We start from the raw sequence: 21136 nt of genomic DNA, 5'->3' as shown, positions 1-21136 counted from the left end.
TACTACCCTAAACTTCCAAAAATAAACATAAAAAAGCAGTTAATATAATATTTAACTGCTTTTTTATATTTATCTGCTATGCACTATGTTTCTTATTTTTTTTAGTATTATAAGAAAAGTAAGTTATTCCTGATACAACTATTAAAGCTAATCCTATAATAATCATATCTTCACTACCATATTTTTGTCCTGCTTGTGGTAACTTATCATTATTTTTTGAGTTTTTGCTACTTGTTTTCTCATTCTTATTTACACTATTTTCTGCATTAACTGTGTCTTTTGATGTGTTTTCTTCACCTTTAACTTCTTCATCTTTTTTAACATCTTCTTCTATAACTGGAACTAAACTTTTAATTTCATCCCATGTTATACTTCTTATATTATAAGTTCTTCCATCTTCACTAGTTGGAACTTGAACTTTATCTTCATTTACAAGTTTTATTAATGCATTTCTTTTAGCACTATCAAAGTTACATCCTGTTATTTTCCAATTGTTATCAGTTTCCGGAGTTATTACTCCACCTTTAACATTGATTATATATTCTCTTATTAAATCCCTAACAGCTCCTATTTCAGTATCTGCACTTTTATGTATAACTTCCACATTTTCATCTTTATAAAGATCACCTAAAAGCTTAGTGCTTGTTCTATAATCATTTGCTGTTAAATATATTACATCACTTGGATTTACTTTACTTCCATCTTCATAAGTTAAATTTTCTATTCTCTCTCCTGCTGGCTTAGATATATTTATATCATATTTTACCCCAGCAAACATATCGTATAAATATCCTCTCATTTCAGGATTAAAAGAAATAGTTAAATCTCCTTCTTTATATTGATTATAGTATAATGCTGACCATTCCATATATCTTTTTAATTGATCTCCATTTACTTTTAATGTATATAAAGTATTATCAAACTTATAAATTTTTACTACATCTGATTTCTTTATTTCGCCTTCTTTTATATTTGCACTATTACTAAATAAAGCTGCTGAAGTAACATTTCTAGCACCTTCTGGAATATATGGTTTAGTGTAATATAATTGTGTGTTTAATATTAAGTCCATTACTGGTGTATCTTGTATTTGTGCTTGTGTTATTCCTTTAATTTCATCTTGTGGAGTTAAATCACCACCTACTAAAGTACCTATAACTTGATTTGCATCATTTACACCTTTATCATAAAAAGGCTTTAATTTAGTATTTAATTCTTCATCTACTGGATAATTTTTCACATCAACTAATTCTGAACTTTTATTTGCAACATTGTATTTTCCATTATTATCTTTTGATAACTCAATGTTAATTTTAGATATTTGTTCACCTTGTTTTCCTGGCTCCGTTATTATAACACCATTCACAGATTCTCCTTGAATTTTTGAATGTGCATGTCCGCCTATTATTGCTGCTAATTCAGGACAAGCATTTGCTAAATCTGTAGCATTGTCTCCATCTATGTATTCCTTATCTTTTCCCATATGAACTGTAGCAATTATAATATCAGCTTCATTATTTGATTTTATTTTTTCTATAGCCTTTTTAGTTTCAACTATTGGATCTGTTACTTTATATCCTTCTAATTTAGGTCCATCCCATTTCATTATATTTGGTGTTGTCATTCCGATGTTTGCTACTCTTATACCATCTAAATTTACAACTGTATATGGTTCTCCAAGTAATGTTCCATCTGCTTTATAAACATTTCCACAAAGAACTTTCATATTTTTAGGTTGTGTAACTACTCTTTCAATAACTTCACTGCCATAATTAAATTCATGATTTCCAAGAGTCCAAGATGAGTAACCGATTTCATCCATGGCATATATCATTGGATGAATCTCATCATTTATGTACAAATCTGACATGTTGTCTTGTATTGTATCTCCAGCATCTACAACCATAGTTCTGCTATTTTGTGCTTTCATTTCCTTAACTACTGTAGAGATTTGTGTTAATCCACCCTTTTTATTTTCCTGATTGCTTGCATAATCATGAGATACAAACCATCCATGCAAATCAGATGTTCCTAGTATTTGAATAGTTTTGTTTTCTTCCGCTGCAAATACTTTATTATTTATATTTCCTAATGCAATAGATGACATCATGGTAAGTGCTAACATTAATGCTGTTCTTTTTTTATTACTTTTTATCATATTGTCCCCCTATATAGTTAAATTTCGTTTGATTCAAAAGTGATTGATAAATTTAATTATCAATCACTTTAATTTACAGACATATATTTAATTATGCTGCATCATTTTCATTTTTCTTTTTGCCTATAGCATAAATCATACCTGCTATAATAATTAAACCTGTTCCTGTAGCTACCATATCATTAGTTCCATGTTTTTGACCTGTTTGAGGTAACTTATCACTTGAAGGTTTTTTGTTATTTGAAGGTTTTTTATCTGTATTTGGTTTTACTTGTGGTTTTACCTCTGGTTTAGTTTCAGGTTTAACTTCTGGTTTTTCTTCTGGCTTAACCTCTGGTTTAGTTTCTGGTTTTGGACCTTGTACAAGGGCATTAGTATACGTATGAGTTAATGTTCCTTCTTTTTTGAACTCATCAACTAATGCATCTCTTAGAGGTATCATTGTGTCTACATAATTTATTGCGCCTGAGAAGTCATATTTATCTCCACCTGTGAACATGAAATCATTTGTAGCTACTGAATAGTATTTTTCCATATCTATTGGTTCACCATTTAATGTTTCCATATAAGTTATTCTGTTTCCAAATTCTTTATCTTTATCATAATAAACTTTTAATCCATAAAATTGTCCCCAACCATAATCTGCTGGAGCTATACCGTTTTCTATAGCTTTCTTTAAATCAGAACCTTTAAGTTCCATTTTTACTAGGGTGTTATCAAATGGGAATATTTTATACATATCACCCATAGTTATAGTTCCTTTATTTAAAGAATCTCTTATTCCTCCACCGTTCATTATACAAATTTCTGTTCCAGCTATTTTAGCCAAGTATTTACTTGTAAATTCTCCAAGAGGACTTAATCCATTTTCTCTATTATGTGGTAAATCAACTTGTAATTCTGCCACTTTTTCACCTAATATTGGTTGTAATTCTTGATTATATCTATTTACCATATTTTCAGCATTTGAATCTGAAACTAAAGTATCTGCTCTTTCATATAATACATCAATTGATGGTTCTATAGCATTTATAGTTTTATCCGCATTCATTTTTATTTGTAACCCTGCTAAAGCTCTTCCATTTTTCATAGCTTGTATTACAGGTATATTATTAACTTTTCCACAAACTTTTAAGTGACTATGAGATGAAACTACAGCATCTATGCCTTTTACATTTGTAAGTTCAACAGCCTCACCAGTAATACTTCCATCACCAGATTGTGAACTAGCCATATGAGTTAATGCTATAACAACATTGACTTTCTCTTCTTCTTTTAATTTTTTAGCAAGTCCTGAAGCTACTGTAACTGGATCTTCAAAATTTATAGTTGCAACATTAGCTGCTGCTGTTGCTGTTGCTGTTTCAGGAGTAGTAAGACCAATAAATCCTATTTTAACTCCATCAATCTCTTCTATAGCATAAGGCTTTGCCCATGAAACTGGTGCATTTGTAGATTTATCATATATGTTTGATGCTAAGAAACTAAAGTTTCCTTTTTCTTCCCAACCTGCAAACTTATCAAGTCCCCAGTCAAATTCATGGTTACCTACAGCAGAATATTTAACACCTGCTAAAGATAGCATTTCTGCTACTGGTGCTCCATAAGTTAAATTTGACATGGCACTTCCTTGAAATAAATCTCCTCCTGCCACAACAATGGTATTAGGATTTTCACTTTTGAATTTATTTATTTCGCCAACTAACTTAGCTGCGCCTGAATCTTTTCCAGCATTTTGAACTGAACCATGAAAATCATTAAAAGTTAAAACATTAATAACTTTCTCTGAATCAGCAGCAAAAACTGTATTCATATTTACTTGTAAAACAAGTGAAAATATCATACAAAATGCCACAGCTAATGAAATCTTTTTCATTTTCAATGAATTCTTCATAATTTTCCCCCTTATTGAAATAGTATCAGCTAAATTATACACTATTTGTTATAAAAATGTAATACTTTTTCGCCTTAACGCACTAAAAAGTATACAACATTTGTCGTTTTTTGTAGTATTTTTTCTTGATATACTATATTTTTTCATTTATTTATATAGTATATTTATTTTTCTTAATTTTAATAACTAATATTCAAAATTTCAAATAATAATTTATTAAAATGAAATTTGTCTTTACAAATTTAAATTTTAATTATTTTGCGAATTTTCATGTTTATTTTTCAATATATTGGAAAGAAATTAAATTAGTGATATTATATTTATAAACATAAATATAATACATATTTTTTGTTTATAAATACATTGAATTTTAAGGAGGACAAAATAGTATGTTTTTTTACGGTAAAGAAAATGAAAAAGAAGAAAAATCTAAAGAAAACCAAAGTATACTTACAGAGAAATTATTAAAATCAAGAACTATTATAATTTCTGGTGAAATAAATCAAGCGTTAGCTGAAAAAGTAGTTACTCAACTTTTAATTCTTGAAGAGATGAGTGATGAACCTATAAAAATATTTATAAATAGCCAAGGTGGTCATGTTGAATCTGGAGATACAATCCATGATATGATTAAATTTATTAAACCTAAAGTTATTATGATAGGAACTGGTTGGGTAGCAAGTGCTGGTATAACTATTTACCTTGCTGCTGATAAGGAAAACAGATACTCTCTTCCTAATACAAGATACATGATTCACCAACCATTAGGTGGATTCAATGGTCAAGCTACAGACATAGGAATTGAAGCTGAAGAAATCTTAAGAGTTAGAAAAAGAATCAATACAATAATAAGTGAAGCTACTGGTCAACCTTTAGAAAAAGTTGATAAAGATACAGATAGAAACTATTGGTTAAGCTCTAATGATGCTATCGATTATGGCATAGTTAGTAAAATTATATCAAACCGTTCTGAATTATAATAATCTATAGAAAAAAACCTCAGATAAACTGAGGTTTTTTATTTATTTAAATTCATTTTTATGTTCATTAAAAAACTTATAATATATTTGCACATTTTCTAAATCCGTCCATTTTTCTATGCTTACAGGATTTTCATCAAGATTATATATTTTTGCTCCCTTCATTGCAAGTATAAATGGTGAATGTGTTGATATAATAAATTGACAATCTAAAAATCTTGCACTATCTTCAATAAACTTAACCAACTCTAATTGACGTTTAGGTGAAAGACTATTTTCAGGCTCGTCTAATATGTATAATCCATTTTCATCAATCTTTTCAATAAAATATCTAAATGCATTTTCACCATTTGAATATTCTCTTACATTATCCATTAAGTTTTCTCTTACAAATTTAGATTGTGTTCTTCGTCTAGCATTATTTATTTTTTTTAACTCCTCATAATCTTCTATGGATTGCATCTGAAAACTAGAATACTTGGCCTCTAAATATTCTTCAAAAAGTTCATCTCTTTTTTCATCAATTCCTTCATTAATATTTCTAATGTTAAGCATATAATCAAACACATCATCACTAGTTATAATCCTGCTATTATCTGGAATATCATTTTCAACATACACATCACATAACCTAACATAATCTGAATAGAAATTAGACTTATTATAAATAGAATCTCTATTTATCTTAGTCTTTTCAGCTATTACATTTAATGCTGTTGATTTTCCTGAACCATTTCCTCCATACAAAATAGTAATTGGCTCAAAATCAATTCTTTCAAATTCATTTTTAGATAGTATTTTAAATGGATAAAAAGAATCGTAACAATTTCTTTTCTCTTCAATTATAAAATCAAACTCCATATCTGCATTTGGAAATATAAACGTATTTAAATATAACATATATTATTTTCCTCTCATATTTTTATAAATCTTAACCTATTTACTGTCACTAATATTTAAAAATTAAATATTATATATCTTTACATTCTGCTATTACTTTACACTTAGGAAATATTATATTTACTTCTGTTCCCTTATCTACTTTAGATTTAATCTCTAAGCCTACCCCTAATCTATCGCACATTTTTTTGCATAAATATAGTCCAAGTCCAGTACTTTTCCCAAATACCCTTCCATTTTCCCCTGTAAACCCCTTTTCAAATACTCTTAATATATCTCTTTCCTCTATTCCAACACCATTATCTTCAATGATTAATACAATTGAATTATTTAGCTCAATTGATTTAACACTTATTATAGCACCTTTATTTTTAGAATACTTTATAGCATTTACTATTATTTGGTTTAAAATAAATTCAATCCATTTAGAATCACAATAAACAGTTTCATAAATATTCTCTAATTTTAATTTTATTTTTTTATTTATAAAATCTCTAGAATTTCTTTTTATTACACCTTTAACAACTTCATTTAAATCAATTTCTTTTATTATATAATCTTTCTCAACATCATCACTTCTAGAATAATATAATACCTGCTCTACAAATCCTTCTATTTTATTAATTTGATTATCTATTTTCTTAACAGTCTCATTACTATTATTATTTTCTATTAAAAGCTTCGTTGACGCTATAGGTGTCTTTATTTCATGAACCCACATTTCTATATATTCTCTATAATCTATTTGTATGTCCTTGTAATACTTAAGGTGTTCATACATTCCTCTACTTATTTCTTTTAAAACTTCATTAAATTTTTCTCCTACACCAAAAGTTTCTTTCTCCAATAATTCTGGAAATAGAAACTTTTTATCTAAATTCTCTAAGATACTTTCTATATTTGAGAAGTATCTTTTAAATTTTATATAATCTATAGCCATATAACTTAAGAGTGGTAAAAACCAAATACATCCTAATATAAATATAAATATAAAACTAATTCCATAAAATATCATACTTATAGTTATGACTAAGAATATAATAAAGTTAACAATCAAAAATACACCTTTATCTTTAATATAATCTCTTATCTTCATGGCATTATATAACCTAGTCCTCTTCTTGTTTCTATTGCATTTTTTATACCTATATTCTCTAGTTTTTTACGTAGTCTAGCTACATTAACAGATAATGTACTATCATCTACAAAATAATCAGAGTTCCAAAGATACTCCATAAGTCTTTCTCTAGAAACTATTGAGCCTTTGTTTTCTATTAAACAAGACATTATTTTAACTTCATTTTTTGTAAGTTCCATTTCTTTTCCCATGTGTTTTATGGTAGCATTAGATAAATTAATTTCAAAATCCTTATAAGTTAAAATAGCTTTCATATTGTTATTTCCATGAGTTCTCTTTAATAATACAGAAATCCTTGCTAAAAGAATTTGTGTATTATATGGTTTAGTTATAAAATCATCTGCACCTAAATTCATGCTCATGAGCTCATCCATATCACTATCTCTACTTGTTACTATAATTATTGGTACATCAGATTTTTTTCTAATTTCTCTACAAATGTAATAACCATCATAAACTGGGAGATTAATATCTAGAAGTATTAAATCACTGTCTTCATTTTCTAAGAAATTTAATATATTTTTAAAATCTACAGGTGCTTTTACCATGTATCCATAATTCTCTAAAAAGCTTTTTAGTTCTTCTCTTATAACTTCATCATCTTCTATAATAGTAATTTTAAACATAAATACACCTCCTATTTTCATAATTATCTTAACATAAATACTTCTCTTTTCAATGTTTTGTGTTATTTTCTTCCTTCATAACTGCAAACTTCCTTTTTCTTTATAACTGAGATTTCGTTCTCCTTTGTAATTAATACTTTATTTTCCCTTGTAGCCGAGGTTTTAACCTTGGCGGTCTTAATGTGGAGTGTGATTTTTTTAAATAATATATTTAAATAACATTTCGAAAGAATGAATTCTTGCCTACAGATAAACGAGCTTTTCTTATCCTTTGTGGCTGAGGTTTTAACCTTGGCGGTCTTGGGTTGGGCTATAAGGTTGTAAAAAGGCTGTAGCTTATGCTACAGCCCCATTTTTACTATATTTTTATATCCAGTATAAGTTGCATAGAAATATCCTATATAAATCACTAAGAATATTCCTGCTGTTAATGATGCAGAACCTCCTATATCTGGCCTATTATACATAGTTAAAAATCCACATGCTACTTTTATTCCTACAATAGAATGAACTATGGCTAAAATTACAGGTAAACTAAAATATACTAAAGTCTGTGTAAATATAGTTTTATTTATATCTTTTTTACTTGCACCTAATTTTTTAATAGCTTCATATCTTTCAACACTATCACTTGCTTCTGATAACTGTTGAAGTGCTAAAATTGCCATACTACTGATTAGGAACACTATTCCTATATACATTCCCACAAATAACATAATAGTTGTAACACTTTTATTATTATCATAAATATCTGTTCTTGTATTTATCATAACAAGTCCTAAATCATCTTTATTTGTTTCCATACTCATTAAATCTCTACTATATCTCTTTCTAGAAAGTTCTTTATATCTCTTATCTTCAGCTTTACTATCACCATCATTATAATTTATATTAATATTTTTTAACATAATTTCAGCGTCACTCAAAATACTATCATTAGTAACTATAGTTAAGAAATTCTTTTTAAACATTTCTGGATAATCAGTCACTAAATTCTCTTCTATTACTTTTTTATTCTTTATAGAATAGTCATTATTATCAAACTTAATTTTTTCTCTATCTTTTATCAATTTATCTAACACTGGAATAACTTTTGCTGAATCTGAAATTGCCAAAACTTCATCATTTTCTAATGTAAAAGTTTCTTCATTTCTAAGTTCTCTTAACTTGTTGTAATCAGAAAGTTTAACAAATTTCACATCTGCACCAGATACTATTTTCACTCCTTCTAAAGGAATTAAATCTCTTACATATAATCCTTTTCCATACTGATTAAATTCTACATACTCAGATTTTTCATCTATTTCAAAATCCATTTTCTTCAGAAAATCTAAAATTGTAGTTAAATTCTCATCATCACCATACCCACGCATACTTACATCATATGGTGTTGAAGCCTCTAATCCTTTTTCTATTGTGTTTTTAAAACTAATTCCTGTAGATAAAATAGAAATTGTTAAGAAAAGCATTAAGCATATTACTGACATTGAAATAAAGTTAGTGTTTATCTTACTATTTATCTGTTTAACAGTAAAAATATTTAATTTATTAAAATATATATTTTTATTTCTTTTTACTATGAATAAAATAGCGCCTGCTAAACTAAAGAAAAATAATGTAGTTCCAACAACTCCTAAAATTATAGAGATAGTAAACTTAGGGTTGTCTATGTTAACTCCAACTGATAAAACAAATTTATATGCAATAACAAGTGAACTAATTGAAATAATAAATGTACCTAGAAAAATCAATGGATTTTTAACTTTTATATCTTGTGTTTTTCTTCCTACTGTTAAAAGATCTATTATTTTATATTTTGAAATTACTATAGTATTAAATATCATTACAAGTAAAAACATTACACCAAAATATAATATTGTTTTATAAATAGCTGAAACTGATATTACAAATTTATAATCATTCATAGAAACATAAAACATTTTAGATATTAGTACGGAAAGTCCTTGTGATGCTATAATTCCTAGTAATAATCCACTTATAAGACTCATAACTCCAACTATTAATGTTTCCATTATTAATATCCTTGAAATTTTATTTTTTCCCATTCCTAATGTCATGTATATTCCAAGTTCCTTATTTCTCTTTTTTATAAGAAAATTGTTTGCATAAAGAATTAGTCCACCTAGTATAATAGAAACAAAAATAGATATATATGATATGATAGCTGTTATTGTTTCTGTAAACTCTTTTCCACTTGAAGAAACTTCCTGTAAAGCTTTTTGAGCTCCTATGGAGTTAAAACTATAAAATATACAAACTGACAATGTTAATGTTAAAAAATAAATTGTATAATCTTTAAAACTTTTTTTAACATTTTTTAAAGCCATTTTAGAATACATTGCTGTCATCCCCCCCAATTAGAGTTATTACTTCAATTATTCTATTAAAGAATTCTTTTCTTGAATCATTTTCTCTTACTATTTCAGTAAATATCTTGCCATCTTTAATAAATAAAATTTTATGAGCATAACTTGCTGTAAAAGCATCATGTGTTACCATTAAAATAGTTGCATTTAACTCTTTATTTAGCTTTTCAAATCGTTCTAATAACAGTCTTGAAGATTTAGAATCTAGTGCTCCTGTTGGCTCATCTGCTAATATCAATGATGGCTTTGTTACTATTGCTCTAGCTGATGCAACCCTTTGCTTTTGTCCACCTGACATTTGATAAGGATATTTTGAAAGTATTTCTTGAATATCTAAATATCCAGCAACTTCCTTAATGTTTTTATCTATTTCTGATGGTTTTTCCCCTTTAATGGTTAATGCTAATGCTATATTTTCATAAGCTGTTAATGTATCTAATAAATTAAAATCTTGAAATATAAACCCTAACTCATTTTGTCTAAATTTATCTAACTGTTTTGATTTTAATCTTGTAATATCATTATCATTAATTATAATTTTTCCCGCAGTAACTTCATCTATTGTTGAAATACAATTTAAAAGAGTTGTTTTACCACTTCCTGAAGGACCCATTATACCAACAAATTCCCCCTCATAAACTTTTAAACTAATATTATCTAAAGCCTTTGTAATATTGCCCTTATTTCCATAATATTTTTCTATCTTCTCTACACTTAATATATTTTTCATAAGACTTACTCTCCCTTATAATAAATTTTTTTATTAAATATTTCCTTAATCTTACTTCTTATCTGCATATGTTTTTGCTATACTAAATTTTAATTTTTATAAACCTTATGAATACATTATATATTTTGTTCCGTTTTTATAATATTGATTTGCTTTTCATTAATGCTACATTTTTGTAATGTTTCTCTTTTGAAAAATTTTATAGTTGTTTTAATTTAGTATTAAAAAATAAATTATTACATAAAAATAAGATAGGCTATTTTCAAAGTCTATCTTACTAATTATTATATATTATTAGGTAAAAACACTGAAAATATTGTTTCATTTTCATTTGATTTTACTTTAATGTATCCTCCATGTTTATCTACTATTTCTCTGCTTAAATAAAGTCCTATTCCTATTCCTTCAACATCTAATGTATTATTACCTCTATAAAATCTTGAAAATATTTTAGGTATTTCATTTTCCTCTATTCCCATTCCATTATCCTTAATATCCACTCTAGAAAATATATCATAACTTTGTAATGTAATTTGAATTTCTCCATTTTTCCCAGTGTATTTTACTGCATTATCTAAAATATTTAGTATTGCTTCTGATATCCAATTCTTATCATAATTAAGCTCTATCTTATCTATTTCTTCTAATTTAATTTCTATATTTTTCTCTTTTGCCTTTTTTTGAATTTGTCCTATAACCATCAACACTGTATCATTTAAATTATTTTTATGAGTTTTTAATTGAATAACTCCGCTCTCTAATCTAGACATTTTAATCATACTTTCAACTAAAAAACTTAATCTATTTAGAGATGTATTTATCACTTCAGAAAATTCTTTTCTTTCTTCATCAGTTAAACTTTCATCCTGCAAAAACTCTCCATACATTTTTAAATTAGTAAGAGGTGTTTTTAATTGATGTGCTATATCTGATATTAGAGATTTAATCTCATTTCTTTCATCTTCTATTTTTTTATTTTTACTTTTAAGTATATTAGTTAATTTTATAGTTTGATATTGTAACTTAGAAAGTACTGTATCTTCTGTTGTAGAAAATATATTTTCATTTCGCATATTTATAATAGCATCTAACATGTCTGATAACTGAACAAATATATTTTGCATATACATTTTATATATCTTTTCATATACAAACATTATTAAAATTATTAATATTGAAAAAACACTTGCTATAGTAGTTAATTTTATACTTCTCGTTAAAGATAATATTAATCCAACAAAAAAAATACTAATTATAATTACACTAGCTTTCAAAATAATATTTAATTTATTTATAAAATTTTCTTTTTTAAATGAATCCTTCATAATCTTATTCTCCAAATATATATCCAATACCAAATACAGTTACTACATATTCTGGCTTTTTAGAGTCAATTTCTATTTTCTTTCTAAGTCTTCTTATATTTACACTTAAAGTATTTTCATCAACAAAGTTACCACTATTATCCCAAAGCTTTTCTAATAACATTTCTTTAGTAAGAACCTTGCCCTTATTTCTTACAAGTAATTCTAACAGTTTATATTCTGTAGCCGTTAATGCAATTTCTTTTTCTTTAATCCAAATCGCCATTTTATCAAAATCTATTTTTAAATCTTTATACTCAAATATATTATTATTAACTATAGTATTTCTTCTAAGCATTGCGCTTATTTTATGTTTTAATAACTCTACTGAAAAAGGCTTGGCTATATAATCATCACATCCACTTTCAAACCCTTTAACCATATCTTCTTCCGTGTCATTTGCAGTAAAATATACTATAGGAAAACTAACCTTTTCTCTAATTTCCCTGCATAGTTCTATACCATTTCCATCTGGCAAATTAATATCTAAAAGTAAAAAATCTATTTTATTATTTAATATTATTTGTTTTCCCTCTAATTTTGTATATGCTGAAAGAATATCATAGCCTTCCTTTTTTAAAGCAAAAGAAACTCCTCTATTTAAAATTCTATCATCCTCTATAATTAAAATAGTTGCCATTATATCACCTCTTATTATGAATTATAACAAAAGTGGTAGATAACCATCTACCACTTTTATAATAGTCTATTTTTCTATTTTTCTAATTCTTTCTGTTACACTTTCCTTTGATGATGATTTAAATACCATAACTGGAGTTACTAAACATATAATAAATATTATAATTGTTAAAGTTACAAGTTGTACTGTTGGAAATGTGAATACTGCATAATCTGCTACATTTTTTGTTAACACAGACACTCCAAATATAATTCCAATTCCTATTGTGTATATTAATGCCATTGTTATCCCAGCATAGTAAACTCCCTCAAATGTAAGTATTTTTTTAATCTGCTTTTTAGTCATACCTATACTTTCCATAACAGCAAGTTCTTTTAACCTTATATTTACTCCTGTAATCATAACATTAACAAAGTTTAAAATACCTATTAGTATTAATATAATTGAAATTCCACCACCAAGAATTCTTTGCACCATGGAAGTTTTATTAAATAGTTCTGTCATTCCAGTTTTTGATTCTAGCATTAAACCCTGACTTTTTGATATTTTTTCTAAACTAGCTTTTATTTGCTCTTCATATTTATCATCTACATTTACATATAAAACATAATTTGAAGATTTTTTATCTAATCCTTCTAGTGCTAATTGACTCATATAAATAGTTGGTATTCCTAATGGAGTAGGCAGTCCATCTGGCAAACTATCATCAAATTTAATAACTTGTGTATTAAATGTTTGCGATATTTTTTCCTTAGTATTATTAATTGTAAGGTTTCCTTTTATATCTTTATACTTATCTCCATAGTACCAATTGCTTATAAGTATTAAATCTCCATTTTTAAATGCCTCTACATCAAATTTATCATTATTATTTTTATTTATTTTTTCAATAGTTTTGTCATCTATTCCAATTACATTAGTATCTAAAAACTCAGGATTCTCTTTACTATTTTCAATAAATAAATCAACATTTTCTTCTTCTTGACCAAATCTTTCAAAACTACTTTTTAGTGATGGCACTATTATGTCATTATTCATAGTTAAACGTAATGTACTAATCTTAAAGTCTGTTACTTCTTCTACACCTGTCATATTTTTAATGTTATCTAAAACATCATTATCCATTTTTCCTTCTGTTGCATTTTCATTTTGAAGTTCAAAGTCATTTGGAACATATTCATTTATATAATTTTCCACTTTTATGCTGTCTATAAATGTGTTAACACTTAAAAATGCAATTATACCCATGAATAATGATAAAAATACTAATATAGCTCTTTTTTTATCTCTAAATACATTGTACCAAGCCATCTTATGAAGTTTACCACCATTAGTTGTATTTCTATTTTTCTTTTGCTTTTTAGCTTTTGCTCCTGTATAACGTAATGCTTCAACTGGAGAAATATTTCCAGCTATTTTAGCTGGCTTTCTGCAACTTATTATTACTGTTATTAACGAAAATAATGCTGATAATATAAATATTAATGGGCTGAATGACACATCGCCTGGCATTGCCAATTTTGATGTTCCACTAAAAAACATTGCCATAACAGCTGGAACTATTCCAAATGAAACAATTGCTCCAACTGCTAATCCTATTGGAATTCCTATTATAGAAAGTCGTAAAGCTTGACCTTTAACTATCTTCTTAATTTGTTTTGGTGATGAACCTATAGTTTTTAAAAGTCCATAAAAATTAATATCTTTTGTAACTGCAATATAAAAAACATTATAAATTAAAAGATATCCACTTAATATTATAAATGATACAATTACTAAAACTATAATAGCAATACTTATTGCTTGTTCTGTTAAATCATCAACTGCATAAGAATAATCAAATTTTTGATTTTTATTAAGTTTAACTTCTTTACTTAATATATCAGATGATGCATTCATATAATCCTTTTTTGTTTTCATAGAAAATAATCCATTTTTTTCTATAGTTAAATTATTTTCGCTAACAAATTTTTCAGAAACAAATATATAACCAACATCTTGAGTTAATCCATAAGAAGTAAAAATTCCTTTTATAGTAAAACTTTCATTCTTAACTTCATCATTTATTTTACATGGAATGTCTATTTTATCTCCAATTTTAGAATTATTTTTATTAAGTAATTCTAAAGCTAATCTTGATATCATAATTTCATTATTACTTTCTGGATAGCTTCCTTTTATATCTCCAAGTGCAGGTGATATTTGATTTTTAAAGTTGTCCTTATCATGATATTTTAATATTACACTTGTTCTATTTTCCCTTAAATTATCTAAGTGAACTTTTCCAACATTAATTTCAGAGCCTGTACTATTAAATATATTTAAATCTTTAATTTTATTTATTTGCTCAGATGTTGGCCTTTGTAAATAAGTATCTGCTGTAGTCCCCTGTAAACGCGTATTCATTGTTTTATAATTTTTCACAAAACTTATACCAACACTAAATACAGAAGAAATCATAAATGTAGTTAATATTATTGCTAAAATTGCAAAGATATTTCTTACTTTATTAGTTTTTAGTGAGCGTTTTGTTATTCTTTGTATAATTTCTTTATTATTATTTTCAATCTTCATTTTTTACCCCCACATTACTTATTATTTTTAACAACAACTTTTCCATCTTCTATCCTTACAATTCTATCAGCAAGTTGTGCTATTTCTTCATTGTGGGTAATCATAACCATAGTTTGATTAAACTTTTTGCTTGTTGTTTTTAAAAGTCCTATAACATCCATACTTGTTTTGCTATCAAGATTTCCAGTAGGTTCATCTGCAAGTATAATACTTGGTTTTGTAGCCAATGCTCTTGCAATTGCAACCCTTTGCTGTTGTCCACCAGATAAATTATTAGGCATATTGCTTAGTTTTTCTTTTAATCCTAATGTATCTATTATTGAATCAACGTAATGTTTATCAATCTTAGTTCCATCTAACTCTATTGGAAGTACAATATTTTCATAAACATTTAATATAGGTACTAAATTATAATTTTGAAATATAAATCCAATACTTCTTCTTCTAAAAATTGTAAGTTCTTCATCTTTCATACTGCTTAATCTTTTATTATTTATAATAGTCTCTCCACTAGTAGGTTTATCAAGTCCACCAAGCATATTTAATAAAGTTGACTTTCCACTTCCTGAAGTACCTACTATTGCAACAAACTCACCTTCATTTACATCTATACTTATTCCATCTAATGCCTTAACCACATTAGGCTCTTCACCATATATCTTAACTAAATTTTCTGTTTTTAAAATACACATTTCTCTCACTCCCAAACTTCTTATTTTCTATAATTCTATTCTAAACAACACTTCTTACAATCTTCTTACAGTATAATTCTATTTATAATATTTTTTCACTTATAAACTTCAACTTTTACATCATAATTTTATGCATAAAAATAGGATAGACTATTTAAAACCTATCCAAACAAATTTAATTACTACTATATATAGTAAATTTAATTAAAATACTATTTTATTATTTTTAGCATAGCTCTTAATACAAAGTAATCTTAAATATTATATCTTTATTTTTATTTTCTACAGTCAAATCTCCACCATGTAATTCTATTATTCTTTTTGCTATACTTAACCCTAACCCTGAACCTTCATTGTCACTACTTCTTGCTTTATCTAATCTATAAAACTTTTCAAATATTTTTTCTAACTCTTTTTCATTTAAGCCTTCGCAATGATTTATAAATAATATTTCTATATCTTCTATCTTTTTCTCAATTATTACCTTAAATATTGAATTTGGATCACTGTATTTTTCAGCATTTTTTACTAAGTTCTCAATAACACGTACAAATAACTTAGGGTCTATATCATAATATAAATCTTTGTATGGATTTTCTAATATTACTTCTATATTATTTTCTTGAAAACTTAATATACTTTCACCAACTATTTGATTAATTAGACTTGAAATATTGTATTTTACTTTATCTATTTTTATATTATTATCAGTTAACTTAGTGTATTCAAAAAGTTCATTAACTAATTCTTTAAGTCTTAAACTTTTATTATATGCTATTTTAATATATTTCTCTTTATCTTCTTCATTAATATCTTTATTATTTAATAATTCTAAATAACCAACTATAGAAGTTAATGGTGTTTTTAAATCATGAGAAATATTAGTGATAAGCTCATTTTTATTATTTTCTATCTTCTTTTCATTTTCTATCTTTTTCCCAAGTTCTATGGACATATCATTTATACTTTTACATAACTTAGATAATTCATCCTTGCCTTTTATTTCAATTGTTGTCCCAAATCCTTTTTCTTTAATAACATTGACTTCCTTTGTTATAAACTTTATATACTTAACTTTTCTATTTACAAAAAAAATAAATGTAGCTAAAAATATAGCTATTCCTATAAAACACATAATAAAGAAGAAATTCACTGATATAAAATAGTTAATTTCTATAAGGTTTTTAATATTAGGATTTAACTTTAATACAATTGTTACTAAAATCATAACCCCTTCAATAGCTACTATTACCGAAATTATTACAACTGACAATAAATATATACTCATTTTATTTAAATTAATTTGTCTAAGTCTTTTTGTACAAAAAATAGCTACTGTTAATATAAAAACCAATATTGATATTATCTTTAAAAACTTTGTGTCTGTATAAGTTAATCCCATTTCCAATGTTCCATTATTTTGTTGCTTTCTAACTAAAATTGCATATCCCTCTGCCATTACTAACTGAGCTAAAAAAAATCCTATAAATATTCCTAGTATTAAATTATATTTTATATTTATTTTCTTTTTCATATTTTATACCCTACACCCCATACAGTTTTTATGTATTCTGGAGTTTTAGGATCCTTCTCTATTTTTTGTCTAAGTTTAGTTATGTGAACCATGATAGATGTATCTCCTACAGCATACTTATCTCTCCAAATGTTTTCATAAATTTGTTCAACACTAAAAACCATCCCTCTGTTTTTACACAATAACTCTAATATTTTATATTCTGTTGGCGTTAAATTTATCTCCTTGCCTTCCACTACTACACTTCTCATATCAGTGTCTACCTTCAAATCTCCTATAGTTATCAAACTCTTATCTGAGTTATTAAAAATAGTATATCTTCTTAAATGCGATTTAACCCTTGCAATTAACTCCATAGAACTAAAAGGTTTTGCTATATAATCATCTGCCCCTAAAGCTAACCCCTTTATCATATCTATTTCCTCGTCTTTTGCTGTTAAAAAAATTACTGGCATAGTGTAACTTTTTCTTATTTCTATTAAAGTTTGTAAACCATCAACTTTCGGCATCATTATATCTAAAATAACTAAATCATATTTCTTTCCTTCAATTAGTTTTAAAGCTTCTTCTCCATTAGATGCATTATCTACATTAAAATTTTCTGTTTTCATATAAACAGCTATAAGTTCTCTAATGTCTTTGTCATCATCAACTACTAATATATTTTTACCCATTTTTCTCTCCTCTGCATTGTAAGATATATGCTGGTGGTAAATTTCGTATCTCCTTTTTATAATTAATACTACAAAAGTAGTTTTCGAAAAGTTTTAATTTGAATAATGAATATTGAAAAGTTATGAAACATCCTTTTTCATTAATTATTTTTGCTGTTTTATTTAAAATTGTTCTTGAAATTTCTTTAGGCAATGATGCAAATGGAAGTCCTGATAAAATGTAATCCACATTTTTTATGTTATTCTGTTTTAATATTATATCAATATTTTCAGCACTATCATTGATTATTATTACATTATTCTTATAACCATATTTCTCTTTTAAAATATTATAAAATTCATTATTTACTTCAATTAATAAAACTTTTGTATCTTCTTTTACTTTTGATAATATTTTTTCAGTAAAAACTCCTGTTCCTGGTCCAAATTCCACTATACACTTAGCTTTATTAAAATTAATCTCATTCACCATTTTATCAGCTAAATATCTACCACTTGGAGCAATTGCACCTACCAATCTAGGATTTTTAATATATTCTATTATAAACATTATAAGTATTACCTCCACAAATTCTTTTTTATTAATTATAAAAATAATTGTTTAAGTAAATCTCTATAAATGTTTTAAGATTTCTTAATAATTTACTTATTAATCATTAAATTTGTTAACATAAATGTGTGCACACTCAAAAAAAATAATAGTCCCAATTATAATTGGATGCTACTATTTTCTATTAAGTATTTTCTCTAACAACTCTACATGGATTACCATAAGCCACCTTATTAGAAGCAATATTGTTAGTAACAACACTTCCTGCACCTATTACAACATTATCTCCAATTGTTACTCCTGGCATTATTATTGCACCACCACCAATCCACACATTATCACCTATAACTACTGGTGCTGTTTTAGTCTTACAAAACTCAAATGAACCATCTTCTTTAGTTTTTCCAAACCTATCCTTTGCATTCGTTGGATGAAATGCTGTATATATTTGAACATTTGGTGCAATTAATGCATTGTTTCCAATGGTTATTTTATTATCATCTAAAAAAGTACAATTCATATTAACTTCGCAATTATTCCCAAAGTAAATATTATTTCCATAGTCAACAAAAAATGGAGCTGTAATCCAAAGATTCTTTCCTTTACCTCCAAGTAAATTATCTAAAATTCTATTTTTAGTATTCATATCAGATGATATACAATTATTGTATTCTCTAATTAAATCTTTAGCTTTATGCCATTGTTTAATTAGTTCATCATCTCCACAGTCATAAAGTTCTCCTGCTAGCATTTTCTCCCTTTCAGTCATAACAATCTCCTCACTAACCCATTTATATTCTACTTTAAATTTAATATTATTCTAGTACTCCCATTTACAATTATTTAAAAATACCTTAGGTGTTAAATTCATTTTTTCCGAAAAAGTTTTTATTGCTCTAAACACTTTAATCATAAAATAAAATTCTTCTAATTCATTTATGTTAATTTTATCATCACAGATAAATTTAATTTCTAAATTTTTATTATAAATATCAACTAATATATCTTTTATATATTGTAACTGCCTCATTCCTTTTACATTATATCCTTCTTTTGCAACTCTAGTATGTTTTATATCTAGTTTATCACTTATAATTAATGTTAAAGTCATAATATTATCACTATTAAATCCATCACTATGGCTTTTTATTGAATCTAAAACTAACTCTCTATTTTTTAATAAAATATTATTTTCATCAAAATACTTTTTAGCAAACTCATAACTTCGTAAGGCATGATTATTTTTACCTTCTACTGCACCAACATCATGTAATATAGCTGCTATCTTTGCTTCTTCTATAAAATTCTCATCATAATTTAATTTTTTCAATAAAACCTCAACTAACTTTGAAACATTTTTTACATGTTCTAAATTATGATGTGCCCACCCTTTGTCTAAATCTTCAAACTCAGATATCTTATTATACTGTTGAATAATCTTCTCATCATTTACTATTTGCTCAAACTTACTCATTTCTTTAACCTCTTTTAAATAACAATTTATATTCCAAAATGAATTATATATTTATTTTCTTCTCTTGCCTTTTTACATAAAAGAATTAACTCATTATATTCTAATTTATTTTGTGCTACTAAAATTTTCGTTAAATTATCCATTGACTCAGGTGGTATAAGTGTAATTCCACAATATGCAATACCTTTTCCTTCAACTTGAAGAGTATGCCAATAACAATTCAAGCTTTCTAATTCTATTAAAATTGGTTCAATAAACTCATCATCAACCTTAATACAATTATATTGGTTGGGTTGAGACTCATCAAATCTTTCTTTATGTTGTGGTTCAATTTGCATAAGTCCAAACTCATGCTTTGCCATTATAATCACCTCTACAAATTCCCATTTTGCTTTAAACTTGTTTTCTTAATCTCTTGAACATATAATTTTTTGCACGGTTACAGTAGTTTATTCCTCTTTTCTTAAATCATCTTTTCCAATATGTTGTATTCCATTAAATATAAGATTTATTAGCTCTGTTAGTGTTTGCCACTGGGATTCATTTGAATCAAGATAGTAATAGTTTTTTGTACCTTCTCTACGTACATTCACAATTTCTGCTTCTTTCAATATTTTAAGATGATGTGATACAGCTGGGCGCGAAAGATGCGTTTTCTTCGTAATCTCCCCTACTCTAATTCCATTAAATTCACTCTCTAAAAGTGTAATCAAAATTAACTGTCTAGTCTCATCACCCATAGCAGACAAAGCTTTACGACATATTTTAAATTTGCATGTTATTTCTTTTAATCTTTCCTGACATTCTTTTTCCATAAGTTT

General features: G+C 26.2%; 19 protein-coding genes. 1 reads left to right on the top strand and 18 read right to left on the bottom strand.

Going from position 1 to position 21136, the window contains the following annotated elements; genetic code table 11:
- Positions 1–76 precede the first annotated feature (76 nt).
- Both AC07E4_RS05880 and AC07E4_RS05875 read right to left on the bottom strand, forming a co-directional pair.
- Positions 77–2158 (bottom strand): 5'-nucleotidase C-terminal domain-containing protein, encoded by a 2082-nt coding sequence (locus AC07E4_RS05880; RefSeq protein WP_478215926.1) that lies wholly within the window; start codon positions 2156–2158, stop codon positions 77–79.
- A 91-nt stretch (positions 2159–2249) separates the two neighbouring features.
- Entirely contained in the window at positions 2250–4052 is a 1803-nt protein-coding gene (locus AC07E4_RS05875) for a 5'-nucleotidase C-terminal domain-containing protein (protein ID WP_051540516.1), read from the bottom strand.
- A gap of 389 nt (positions 4053–4441) precedes the next feature.
- Here AC07E4_RS05875 and AC07E4_RS05870 point away from each other — a divergent pair, with 389 nt between their 5' ends.
- Positions 4442–5032 (top strand): ATP-dependent Clp protease proteolytic subunit, encoded by a 591-nt coding sequence (locus tag AC07E4_RS05870; protein WP_040330528.1) that lies wholly within the window; start codon positions 4442–4444, stop codon positions 5030–5032.
- 42 nt (positions 5033–5074) lie between these two features.
- Here the strand turns inward: AC07E4_RS05870 and AC07E4_RS05865 are convergent, their stop codons facing one another.
- The 16 genes from AC07E4_RS05865 to AC07E4_RS05790 all read right to left on the bottom strand — a co-directional run bounded on the left by AC07E4_RS05865 (position 5075) and on the right by AC07E4_RS05790 (position 21130).
- Positions 5075–5932 (bottom strand): AAA family ATPase, encoded by an 858-nt coding sequence (locus AC07E4_RS05865; RefSeq protein WP_040330529.1) that lies wholly within the window; start codon positions 5930–5932, stop codon positions 5075–5077.
- A 70-nt stretch (positions 5933–6002) separates the two neighbouring features.
- Complete coding sequence (locus tag AC07E4_RS05860) at positions 6003–7028, bottom strand: sensor histidine kinase (protein ID WP_478215925.1); 1026 nt, start codon at positions 7026–7028, stop codon at positions 6003–6005.
- Positions 7025–7696, bottom strand: coding sequence for a response regulator transcription factor (locus AC07E4_RS05855; RefSeq protein WP_040330532.1), 672 nt, complete (start codon positions 7694–7696; stop codon positions 7025–7027). Before AC07E4_RS05855 ends, AC07E4_RS05860 begins: the two co-directional genes overlap by 4 nt.
- Before the next feature lie 341 nt (positions 7697–8037).
- Entirely contained in the window at positions 8038–10056 is a 2019-nt protein-coding gene (locus tag AC07E4_RS05850) for an FtsX-like permease family protein (protein ID WP_040330533.1), read from the bottom strand.
- On the bottom strand, positions 10046–10813 hold the full coding sequence (locus AC07E4_RS05845; RefSeq protein ID WP_478215924.1) for an ABC transporter ATP-binding protein: 768 nt from the start codon (positions 10811–10813) through the stop codon (positions 10046–10048). The genes AC07E4_RS05850 and AC07E4_RS05845 overlap by 11 nt, the downstream gene beginning before the upstream one ends.
- Before the next feature lie 284 nt (positions 10814–11097).
- Entirely contained in the window at positions 11098–12138 is a 1041-nt protein-coding gene (locus AC07E4_RS05840; protein ID WP_478215923.1) for a sensor histidine kinase, read from the bottom strand.
- A 4-nt stretch (positions 12139–12142) separates the two neighbouring features.
- On the bottom strand, positions 12143–12817 hold the full coding sequence (locus tag AC07E4_RS05835; protein WP_478215922.1) for a response regulator transcription factor: 675 nt from the start codon (positions 12815–12817) through the stop codon (positions 12143–12145).
- A 66-nt stretch (positions 12818–12883) separates the two neighbouring features.
- Entirely contained in the window at positions 12884–15391 is a 2508-nt protein-coding gene (locus tag AC07E4_RS05830) for an ABC transporter permease (RefSeq protein WP_478215921.1), read from the bottom strand.
- A gap of 14 nt (positions 15392–15405) precedes the next feature.
- The gene (locus tag AC07E4_RS05825; RefSeq protein WP_430828971.1) at positions 15406–16083 is read right to left on the bottom strand and encodes an ABC transporter ATP-binding protein; all 678 of its coding nucleotides are present in this window, start codon (positions 16081–16083) and stop codon (positions 15406–15408) included.
- A gap of 238 nt (positions 16084–16321) precedes the next feature.
- On the bottom strand, positions 16322–17617 hold the full coding sequence (locus AC07E4_RS05820) for a HAMP domain-containing sensor histidine kinase (RefSeq protein ID WP_478215920.1): 1296 nt from the start codon (positions 17615–17617) through the stop codon (positions 16322–16324).
- Positions 17614–18291: a response regulator transcription factor gene (locus AC07E4_RS05815; protein WP_040330540.1), complete on the bottom strand. Its 678-nt coding sequence runs from the start codon at positions 18289–18291 to the stop codon at positions 17614–17616. Before AC07E4_RS05815 ends, AC07E4_RS05820 begins: the two co-directional genes overlap by 4 nt.
- Positions 18284–18841: a class I SAM-dependent methyltransferase gene (locus tag AC07E4_RS05810; protein WP_040330541.1), complete on the bottom strand. Its 558-nt coding sequence runs from the start codon at positions 18839–18841 to the stop codon at positions 18284–18286. Before AC07E4_RS05810 ends, AC07E4_RS05815 begins: the two co-directional genes overlap by 8 nt.
- Positions 18842–19025: 184 nt before the next feature.
- A complete protein-coding gene (locus tag AC07E4_RS05805; protein WP_478215919.1) occupies positions 19026–19610 on the bottom strand; it encodes a sugar O-acetyltransferase in 585 nt (194 codons plus the stop codon).
- A gap of 51 nt (positions 19611–19661) precedes the next feature.
- Complete coding sequence (locus tag AC07E4_RS05800; RefSeq protein ID WP_040330544.1) at positions 19662–20315, bottom strand: HD domain-containing protein; 654 nt, start codon at positions 20313–20315, stop codon at positions 19662–19664.
- Positions 20316–20341: 26 nt separating this feature from the next.
- Complete coding sequence (locus AC07E4_RS05795; RefSeq protein ID WP_430828976.1) at positions 20342–20677, bottom strand: hypothetical protein; 336 nt, start codon at positions 20675–20677, stop codon at positions 20342–20344.
- Between the two features lie 87 nt (positions 20678–20764).
- A complete protein-coding gene (locus AC07E4_RS05790; RefSeq protein ID WP_430828977.1) occupies positions 20765–21130 on the bottom strand; it encodes an ArsR/SmtB family transcription factor in 366 nt (121 codons plus the stop codon).
- Positions 21131–21136: the final 6 nt, after the last annotated feature.

It is taken from the genome of Clostridium amazonense (assembly GCF_056431285.1).
Note: the sequence above shows the minus strand (reverse complement) of the source record. Positions and strands in the feature narration are given on the sequence as shown.

Bases quoted from the DNA above. Each gene is read 5' to 3' on its own strand.
- AC07E4_RS05880 (WP_478215926.1), bottom strand. From the start codon at position 2,158: ATGATAAAAAGTAATAAAAAAAGAACAGCATTAATGTTAGCACTTACC.
- AC07E4_RS05875 (WP_051540516.1), bottom strand. From the start codon at position 4,052: ATGAAGAATTCATTGAAAATGAAAAAGATTTCATTAGCTGTGGCATTT.
- AC07E4_RS05870 (WP_040330528.1), top strand. From the start codon at position 4,442: ATGTTTTTTTACGGTAAAGAAAATGAAAAAGAAGAAAAATCTAAAGAA.
- AC07E4_RS05865 (WP_040330529.1), bottom strand. From the start codon at position 5,932: ATGTTATATTTAAATACGTTTATATTTCCAAATGCAGATATGGAGTTT.
- AC07E4_RS05860 (WP_478215925.1), bottom strand. From the start codon at position 7,028: ATGAAGATAAGAGATTATATTAAAGATAAAGGTGTATTTTTGATTGTT.
- AC07E4_RS05855 (WP_040330532.1), bottom strand. From the start codon at position 7,696: ATGTTTAAAATTACTATTATAGAAGATGATGAAGTTATAAGAGAAGAA.
- AC07E4_RS05850 (WP_040330533.1), bottom strand. From the start codon at position 10,056: ATGTATTCTAAAATGGCTTTAAAAAATGTTAAAAAAAGTTTTAAAGAT.
- AC07E4_RS05845 (WP_478215924.1), bottom strand. From the start codon at position 10,813: ATGAAAAATATATTAAGTGTAGAGAAGATAGAAAAATATTATGGAAAT.
- AC07E4_RS05840 (WP_478215923.1), bottom strand. From the start codon at position 12,138: ATGAAGGATTCATTTAAAAAAGAAAATTTTATAAATAAATTAAATATT.
- AC07E4_RS05835 (WP_478215922.1), bottom strand. From the start codon at position 12,817: ATGGCAACTATTTTAATTATAGAGGATGATAGAATTTTAAATAGAGGA.
- AC07E4_RS05830 (WP_478215921.1), bottom strand. From the start codon at position 15,391: ATGAAGATTGAAAATAATAATAAAGAAATTATACAAAGAATAACAAAA.
- AC07E4_RS05825 (WP_430828971.1), bottom strand. From the start codon at position 16,083: ATGTGTATTTTAAAAACAGAAAATTTAGTTAAGATATATGGTGAAGAG.
- AC07E4_RS05820 (WP_478215920.1), bottom strand. From the start codon at position 17,617: ATGAAAAAGAAAATAAATATAAAATATAATTTAATACTAGGAATATTT.
- AC07E4_RS05815 (WP_040330540.1), bottom strand. From the start codon at position 18,291: ATGGGTAAAAATATATTAGTAGTTGATGATGACAAAGACATTAGAGAA.
- AC07E4_RS05810 (WP_040330541.1), bottom strand. From the start codon at position 18,841: ATGTTTATAATAGAATATATTAAAAATCCTAGATTGGTAGGTGCAATT.
- AC07E4_RS05805 (WP_478215919.1), bottom strand. From the start codon at position 19,610: ATGACTGAAAGGGAGAAAATGCTAGCAGGAGAACTTTATGACTGTGGA.
- AC07E4_RS05800 (WP_040330544.1), bottom strand. From the start codon at position 20,315: ATGAGTAAGTTTGAGCAAATAGTAAATGATGAGAAGATTATTCAACAG.
- AC07E4_RS05795 (WP_430828976.1), bottom strand. From the start codon at position 20,677: ATGGCAAAGCATGAGTTTGGACTTATGCAAATTGAACCACAACATAAA.
- AC07E4_RS05790 (WP_430828977.1), bottom strand. From the start codon at position 21,130: ATGGAAAAAGAATGTCAGGAAAGATTAAAAGAAATAACATGCAAATTT.